Here is a 9140-nt window from a genome sequence, read left to right as displayed (position 1 = left end):
ACCGGAAAGTCAACCGGAGTCTGCTCCAAGTCTTTCATCAGTTCGGCTAATCCCTTTTCATCCTGCCACAAAACATAAATGACAGACAAATTATAGAACACATCCGTCAAGATGCCCGGTTTATGTTCGTTCCTATTAAAGTATTCTGCAGCTTTATAATAATTCTTTTGAGCTTCTACAAAATCAGTCAGTGTCACGTGATAAACCCCTGCCGCATAATACATCATTCCGGCAATATTATTGTTAGAAAAAGTCCCTTCATAAACAAAGGCGCTATCCAGATAGTTCTTAGCAGCTTCCATATGACTTAGCTGAGTCTCCGACAAAGAAATAATGGAATACAAACGAGTAATAACCGCTTTATCCTCCCATTCTTTCGCTTCGGGTACTAACTGTTTCAAAACTCCGATCTGATGTTCCCGTGAAAGATTCTCTATATTCCCGGTCATGTAATAACGCTCCATCAAGGGGATAGATTTATTTTTCATTACCGACAAGATTGAATCATACTGCTGTGTTTCATCATTTTGTGCAGCAACTGCAAAAGAGGAAAGCAGAAATAGAAAAAGGAATATAAATTTTTGCATAATATTAAAATTCGTTTGCCTTGCAAAGAAATGTATTTTCTATAAATATTCCTAAAAACTCATTCAATTTTTATATACGAAGATACAATTTTCGGAAACTCAAGGTAAGGAATAAGAATACAATATAAAAAGAGCAAGGAGCATCTTGCCTTCAATGACCGACACCCCTTGCTAAAACAATTAAGAGAGAGAGTTAGAAACTGTTTTGATTTTTATAGGATTTCTTTTTGTGTTTCTTAGAGTTTTTTCAATCTGCTTTCAAGGTAATAATCAGCGGACCGGCATCTTCTACCTTAACTTTTGCCGTTTGCATATCGATATAGCTGACAGAAAGAACAGAACCTTTCAGGGTTTCCAACTTAAAAGTTCCATTAAGATCGGTAACTGTTCCTATAGTTGTTCCTTCAACTAACACACAAGCTCCGATAACCGGATTACCATCCGTATCACAAACTTTTCCTGCCACCCTATTTTCATTATCGGATGTATCCGGGAATACAGGTGTACCATTGACGCTTTTAACTGTACCTTTAAGACCACGTATCGTAATATTGGATACAGGTTTTGTTTTTATTTTCACCGCCGGTTTACCGTCTGTCTCTACAGTCACTACATCATATTCACTTGCCTTATTTTGTCTCAATGTCTGGAGTTCGGTATCAGATACTTCTTTATCATCCAAAAAGTAAGAGACTTTTTTTACATCATTGGAATTAAGCTTATTTTGAAGAGCATCTATCTTATCACCTAACGTCTTTTCATTTTGTTTGGCCTGATATTCTTCCTTGGTCATCAAAGTTATGATAATAGCCCCCTCTTTTGCACGAGAACCATAGATTGCCGTTGCCGATGCATCTTTCAAGACACTGATTGATTTTATCCAGTTCGGATCGATCGCATTGATTGTATTTGGAGCCGCTTCTTTACCGTCGATTATGAAAAGTGGTCCGCCCGTTTTCTCTTCCGAAGAAGCGGTATTGGCATTTGCCGAACTGTCGCCATCAAGCCGAAAAGATACCGGAAGTGTATATTTCACATCTACTGCTTTACCTCCCTGCGTTCCAGGTATCCAATCCGGCATGCTCTTTATGAGCCGGATAGCTTCTTTATCCAAATCAGGATCAACGCTCCGGGCTACCTTTGGAGAAACAATCTTACCTTTCTTGTTGACAACAAACTGTACGATAACACGACCTTGTGTACCCTTCTCTTTCGCTATCGCAGGATATTTCATATTCTCCCGTACATATTCCGCTACAGCTCCATTGCCACCCGGAAATTCAGGCATTTTCTCTGCAACCCAAAAAACACCGTCTTCAGACGATTTTCCAGCAGTCTCCTTTTTCTTCACATCTGCCGTGTCCTTCACTACGGGAATCTCCGGAACATCAGTAAGATTCACCACTGCATTTACCCCGGAAGCAACATTTTCCACCGTTTTTGTTTCTACAATTGCCGCTAAATCATTAACTTTGACAGCAGAAATCTCTTTTGCTTTTTGAGAGATTTCGGGACGGGCAAAAGCAGTTACTGCAATAGCTGCTAACGGAAGTACATACAAATACTTCAAACGTGCCCAAGGATTTGATTTTTCTTTTAACATCATAGTGATACGTTTTTTAAGTTTACTGTGATTAAAGCTGTTGGCCATAGAGTAGAGCCTTGTGCCGACAGCTTTTTTTATTAATAATAATTGATATTGCTTTGCATCAACACCTTCTTTGATCACTGTCTCATCCGCTTCGTATTCATGAATGTTTTGCAGTTCTTGTTTCAGTAACCACGATGCGGGATTGAACCATTGAAAAAAGATACATAGATCTGCAACCAACAGATCAACAGAATGATGATTGCTGATATGGGCAGTTTCATGAATGAGTATTTCACGTCCATTCTCCTCAAGATCGGCCTCAGAGATAACGATATATTTCATCCAACTGAAAGGAGCGATTTCTTTATTATGTATAATGAGCCTAATACCGGAATGAAATATCTCCTTTCTGCCCGAACGGAGTAACAAAAACAAACGGATAAGCGAATAAATATTACGGCAAGCGAAAAACACGATACCGGCAAGGTAAATGACCAGGGTGATCTGAATGCCGGATAAAGTAATCTCTTTTACCTCAACCGGAGCGACAGCCACAGTATCCTGAGAGTAGAAATCAACCATTGCAAGAAGCTGTTCCAAAGTCAGCATGGTATGCGCCATCTCTGTGGGTTGCGCAGTAGTCACCTCAAGCAATGGGATAAGCAACGACAAAAAAAGTATTCCCAATAAAGCGACCCGATTAAAGCGATGAAAAGTTTCTTTGCTCAGCAACAACCTATAAAAAAGATAGAATAGTGCGAGGCAAACAGATGATTTCAGTATGTAGACAAAAAAGGTTCCCATAAGTTTTTTCTTTTATGGCACATTCTATTTTTTATTATGTGCATTTTCCACTTCACGTATAAGCTGCTTAAGATCATCAAGCGAAATGTCTTCCTCACTGACTAATGAAGAGACGGCACTGAGATAAGAATTATTGAAATACTTACGGATAACATTTTTCAGTGTTCCTTTATGAAAATCTTCTGCACTGACCGTTGCATAATATTGATAGGTATTTCCATAAGTTTTATGGGCAAGGAATCCTTTATCCTCCAATCCCCGGACAATAGTAGATAATGTATTGAAATGCGGTTTCGGTTCATCATAAAAAGCCAGCATTTCTTTCACAAACAGAGGGCCTTTCTTCCAGAAAAAGCCCATGATTTCTTCTTCTTTAGCAGTTAATCCTTTCATATCTGTATCAATATTTAAGGCAAATAACGAGATTTTTTAGTTCATAAACTAACTTTTATAGTTAACAATATCTAAAGCGCTATGGAGAGAAGGAAAGAAAGAAGGAAGGAAGGAAAGAATGAATGAATGAAAGGCTGCGCAATGATCGTGATTACATTTACATAGCGTAGCCTTTCATTCTTTCATTATTTCATTATTTACTTCTTTCATTCCTCTCATCCGCCCACTCTTTTTCAAGGCTTCGGCAATAATCCATTGAAGCTGACCATTTGTGCTGCGAAACTCATCGGCTGCCCACTTTTCGATGGCATCCATTGTTTCAGCATCTACCCGCAGGACAAAACTCTTGGTTGAAGATTCTTTTTTAGCCACAATATTAATTCCTCTCATTCATTCCCAATTACCAACCATTTCATTCTGAAAAACGAGACCAATGGGAATTCACTATTTATTTACTGTTTAAATACTCCGTTTATAAAATCAGCAATATCCTTTATGACATATTCCGGTACAGGACTGAGATGTGTATATTCAAAAGGGGTAGATTTCCCACTCCCCTCCTGTAAGGCATGGTTCAATTTAGGATACGACTTAAAAAGCACATTCGGATTACGATACAATCCAAAGCGCCACATTCCGAAATCCTGCATCGTCACCTGATAGTCACGTTCACCCTGTAACACAAGGAAAGGAAGTTTCAACATCCGGGCTACCTCGACCGGTTGGTATTCTGTTTCCATTTTCCGGTATGACTCCGGAAGCGAATTCATCACCTGCTCTACCGCCGCTTTCACATCCGGCTGCGTACCCGAAAGAGAAGAGATATATGTCATTTGCTCGGTCAATAGCTGTTCCATCTTCCGCACCGGTCCGGCCAAACTGATAATACCGCCCAAACATCCCTCACCGGCCCGTTGTGCGATACGCGGGACTAACATCCCGCCTAAACTATGCCCCAACACATAGACTCTTGCAGAGTCAATCTCCGGCAATGATTTCACTAAACGAACGGCCGAAATCACATCATCTACCACTTCATTATCGAAAGTCGCTTCCACTCCTTGAGGATATGCTGCCGTACCATACACCTTGGTACGCTTATCGTAACGCAAAACAGCTATGCCTTGTTCAGCCAATCCCCAAGCTATATCGCGAAAAGGTTTATTAGGGCCCAATGTTTCATCGCGATCATTCGGGCCGGAACCATGTACAAGGATCAGTACGGGAAGACGGGAACCTCCTTTAGGAAGAGTTAATGTGCCGGGTAGCCGGAAAGTATCGGTAGAAATCTCCACACTTTTTTCCTCCAACCTCTTTTTATTGAACTTCATAGGCTTAGCGTCAACAACAGAAGTAGCCGGGGTAAAGGTAAGCGTGCTTGCCCTGCCGTCCTCGTCGAATACGACGGTGAATCGCATAGAGTTCTTTTCAAAATGTACATCGCAATGATACATCGTGATCCCTTCCGCCATTTCCGTTTTCCACTTTCCCCGGGATTTAAATTTCCCCATCTGTTTCTCCAACTGCCGGAAACTGTCACTAAACACCACCGGGGCCACCTTCTTACGAATGGTATCACTCATACGCACATGTACGCTATCCCCTTGCCCTGCAACAATAAACTTATATAAACGTTCGGCACTTTTTAAATTTGCTTTATGATTTTGGGCATCCGCAGGTTGCAGAATTCCTAAAAGAACAATTAACAATATTACAATCCGTTGTAACATGATTCCTTCCAATATTTTAATTAATGATTCGTTAATCTCTTCACCGCCGGAACGAAGAGTAAGTTCTTCCGTATTAGTTTCGCTATCATCATAAGCATATTGTCCGGCTACCTGCCAAAGTGCCGCATCACTCTGGATCATCACAAAGTTTTCAATGATATCATTTTGATATCGCAAATATATTATTCTTATATTCAAACGAGCAATAGAAAACAGGAAAAAGAGCGTGCTATTAACGTTTATTACAGAAAAACGATGTAGCAATCTACTAATGTACCCATATACCAACTGGCTGCGTTACATACCGTATATCATTGGTACGTTGGTACATCGATATATTAGCATATTGGCATATTGGTACATGGATCCATTACCATATAATGTGAAGAAAAGTCGTATGATCAGTTTTTCCGGATAAACATTTCAAGAAGGAAAAGACAGACACCCGGTAACCGACCTCTTGCCATCCCCGACTCAGACCTTTGTAACAAAATAGGGAGTATGCCCTAACGACTATCACAGTTAATTTTGTCAAAAGCCGTTCCCGAAAAAGATTTAAAAAAGCGATGGAATGCCCACAAATTAAAAAAGATAAAAATAAAATGTTTTTTTATTCGACTTCATAAGGATGTGTAAACCAAAAACGGCTGCCAACCCCCAATTCTGATTCAACACCGATACTCCCCTTCAAATGATCAACAATACTCCGGCAGATAGAAAGCCCTAACCCGGTACCTTTTGAAAAGGTATTGAGCTTTACGAAACGGTCGAAAACTTTACCGGCTTTTTCCGGAGCAATTCCTATGCCCGTATCTGTAACCGAAAATTCGATTTGATTATCGTTTTCCTCAAAATGATAGTCAAGAAGAACCTGCCCCTCATGCGTAAATTTCAAGGCATTGTTGATAAAGTTTATAATAACCTGCATCAAGCGTTTTTTATCACTATAGATGCGATAATCGGGCAAACCGGGAGCAAGTACAACAGGAACTTCCTTATCCTCTTTAATATCATAGTAACGAACAATATCCTCACATAAATCCTTGACGTTCAAATAACCCATATTAAAGTCAAGCGTCCCTGCCTCTATCTTCGATAAATCCAGAATATCGGATATCAATTGCAAAAGCAACTCCGAATTTTCTTGCATGATGGCAAGATACTCCTCGCGTTCTTCTTTGTCCTCCGACTCGGCCAGAAGGCTGGCAAAGCCTACAATCGAATTTAACGGAGTACGAATTTCATGACTCATATTGGCCAGAAAAGCCGACTTCAAGCGATCCAGATTTTCTGCTTTCTCTTTCGCAATTCTTAATTCTTCCTCTATTTTCTTTTGATGGTCAATGTCGACACTGGTAATGACATGTGCCATTTGTCCGTCTATCCAAGCAAAGGCAGCACTGAATACGCGAAACCAGCACTTATCAAACGGACGCTGATAATCCCAGGAATAGACTTTGGTAGGCAAACCGTTCTCATCGATCAAATGTCTCTTCGGACAAAACTCGCACTCTCCCGTTTTATCGGTATAAAGCGCCTGCCAGCACTTCTTCCCCTCGAAATGCTCTATACCGCCGTAGGGAGCCGCCATAGATTCATTGGCATACAGCATATCATGAGAATCAAACGAGTTGACGTATATATCGACTCCCATATTATTCATGATACTGCCCAATGTCTTGCTCGCACGTACTTCTCTTTCTTTATACTCTCTGATCGATATTTCTTTAGAAAGCGCACCCAACGCAAGATAAATGGCCTGCGACTCCTCTTTGGTAAAAGAAGAAGCGCCCTCTTCCCTGTCGGCAAATCCGATAAAGCCGATTATTTTCCCTTCGGTATCTTCAAAGTGCCGGATCAATAGGGATTTTACCTTATAAAAATCCATGATATCGATATCAGCCAACGAGCTACCCTCATGACCATCAACACAGAAAGGTTCCTTCTTATCTTTTGCACGTGCCAAATGTTGCTTGGTCATCTCGCCCATTTCAAAACGGGATCTCAGAGTATTATCCTCATTCCCAACCGTCTCTTTCAAATAAAAATAACGGAATCCGTCTGTCTGATAAACAAATCCTCTCTTGAATCCACAATAATCACAAATATCCGTTAATGATCCCATCACCTTTTTCTCGATCGATTCATAGTCGTTCAATCTCTCTAAAAAATGAAGTAGAAATGTACTCAAACTCTCTGCGCTCTTGCTCATATAACTTTTAAACCTTAGGGTTAGAGACGTTCAAAACAAGCATAAAAACGCCTCCTTTGCATAGTCTTCAAGCTGCTAATATACAAACTTTTAGAGAAAAACGGTCGCATTCCATCCTGCCTCGGTCCGGGTATCCTTCCCTTTTTAAGACAAGAACAAAATTCGACAAAACTAATTTACTTTACAAGACAAAGAGAAGAAGGATTTCAAGAAAGAATATTCTTTTTCAGAAAGTTATTGAAATAAATTACATTAGGCTTTCCCGCCGCATCCTGTCAATGCAACCTATCGTATTTTATTAATCAACAAGGATTTTCAGATACTCCATCCGGTAGTACTGTCATGATATCGGATAGCAGTACCGGTATATGAAACCAGTCAGCCCGGTAGGATGAATTCAGTTTCACACCGAGAAACGATCGGTTCCACACCGGGAAACCATTGGTTTCATACGGATGAAACGGACAGTTTCATACAGTTGGAACAAATGGTTTCATACGGTTGGAACGATGAGTTTCATACAGTTGAAACATTTAATAAGAAGGATACATACCGATCTGCACATCAGTCCGCCGTGAATGCCCGGCCCATATCAGCCAATAAATCTTCTATATTTTCAAGACCGAGGGAAAGGCGGATTGTTTTCTGGCTGATATCCATACTTTGCCTTTGTTCTTCGGTGAAAGTGCCATAAATAGTGCTGGCAGGATGAATGGCAAGCGTTTTATTATCAAACAGGTTAGTTGCCCTGCGGATAAGTTGCAGACGATTCATAAAACGGAAACAGGCCTCACGCGAAGCGAGATCAAATGTCAGCATCGCTCCGGGATAAGGGCCAAACTGCTCCGTACTCAACCGATAAAACGGATTGGATGCAAGTCCGGTATAATTAACCGCCTCTATCTGAGGAAAATTCTGCAAGCGTTCTGCCAATTCCAGACATGTGGACGCCTGCCGTGCATAACGAACTTCCATTGTTTCCAAGCCAAGACTTTGCATATAAGCCACCTGCGGAGTCATATAAGCTCCTAAATTGCGATGAATCTCTTTACGAAGTTTGGCTGTAAAAGCAGCATTACCGAATTGCGCCCCCACCGGGCCCAGTTTCTTCGAACGGCTCCAATCCAGCGTACCGTAATCAAGAATAAGCCCACCCAAACTGGTCGCGCCACCGGAAATATATTTGGTACTGGAAACAACCTCAATATCTATCCCGAATTCACGGGCATGGAATGTATGAAAAGGAATAACAGTCGTATCTGCTACCAAAGGGGCTCCCACCTGATGGGCAATGCCGGCAAGCGCTTTCAAATCGGCAACCTCGAGTTGAGGATTCGTGATAACTTCAAGAAAAACCGCACAAGTATTTTCATCTACCCGCTCACGGACTTCGTCCGGATTTGTAAGGTCGCAAAAACGCACTTCGACTCCAAATGCCGCTAAAGTACTTTTGAAAAAAGAATAAGTATTGCCAAACAGATGGGGAGAGGTGACAATGTTCGCACCGGATCGGGCCAACGTAATGAAAACATTACTGACAGCCGCCATACCGGAATTCAGAGCCGTCACACTCAGCGCACCTGTAATGGTCCGGATGCGTTTCTCGAAATACTGAACAGTAGGATTGGTTATCCGCGAATAGGCATGATCGGCCGTGCGTCCGCAAAAAGCCTCTTCCATGGCTTCCGCCGTGTCGAATTCATAAGCAGCCGTATTGTATACCGGCATGGAAAGAGAATGATAAGCATCGCCTTTATCAAAAGGAGTATGCAGAAGTTGTGCTTCAAAACTGTTCTTATCCATCAGATTTTCAATTTTGTTGT

At 41.2% G+C, this 9140-nt stretch carries 6 protein-coding genes and 2 pseudogenes; all 8 read right to left on the bottom strand.

Translation table 11 applies throughout. From position 1 onward, the window contains the following. Window positions 1–587, bottom strand: a pseudogene (locus tag QVP90_RS19450) (sensor histidine kinase); the annotation flags it as partial. 247 nt (window positions 588–834) lie between these two features. Continuing rightward, the gene (locus QVP90_RS19445) at window positions 835–2982 is read right to left on the bottom strand and encodes a M56 family metallopeptidase (RefSeq protein ID WP_021937362.1); all 2148 of its coding nucleotides are present in this window, start codon (window positions 2980–2982) and stop codon (window positions 835–837) included. 24 nt (window positions 2983–3006) lie between these two features. Beyond that, a complete protein-coding gene (locus QVP90_RS19440; RefSeq protein ID WP_005925365.1) occupies window positions 3007–3375 on the bottom strand; it encodes a BlaI/MecI/CopY family transcriptional regulator in 369 nt (122 codons plus the stop codon). Window positions 3376–3549: 174 nt separating this feature from the next. Next, on the bottom strand, window positions 3550–3747 hold the full coding sequence (locus QVP90_RS19435; RefSeq protein ID WP_025819216.1) for an Arc family DNA-binding protein: 198 nt from the start codon (window positions 3745–3747) through the stop codon (window positions 3550–3552). A gap of 80 nt (window positions 3748–3827) precedes the next feature. Further along, on the bottom strand, window positions 3828–5105 hold the full coding sequence (locus QVP90_RS19430) for an alpha/beta hydrolase (RefSeq protein ID WP_394367048.1): 1278 nt from the start codon (window positions 5103–5105) through the stop codon (window positions 3828–3830). A 21-nt stretch (window positions 5106–5126) separates the two neighbouring features. Then, window positions 5127–5258, bottom strand: a pseudogene (locus QVP90_RS19985) (SPFH domain-containing protein); the annotation flags it as partial. Between the two features lie 457 nt (window positions 5259–5715). After that, window positions 5716–7317 carry a sensor histidine kinase gene (locus QVP90_RS19425; protein WP_007478596.1) on the bottom strand — a complete coding sequence of 534 codons (1602 nt, stop codon included), beginning with the start codon at window positions 7315–7317 and terminating at the stop codon, window positions 5716–5718. A gap of 564 nt (window positions 7318–7881) precedes the next feature. Continuing rightward, the gene (locus QVP90_RS19420; RefSeq protein ID WP_021937360.1) at window positions 7882–9120 is read right to left on the bottom strand and encodes a PLP-dependent transferase; all 1239 of its coding nucleotides are present in this window, start codon (window positions 9118–9120) and stop codon (window positions 7882–7884) included. Window positions 9121–9140: the final 20 nt, after the last annotated feature.

Origin of the sequence: Bacteroides sp. CAG:189 (genome assembly GCF_000432295.1) — a bacterium.
Taxonomy (GTDB): Bacteria; Bacteroidota; Bacteroidia; order Bacteroidales; family Bacteroidaceae; genus Bacteroides; species Bacteroides salyersiae.
This window is presented reverse-complemented; position numbering and strand designations above follow the sequence as displayed.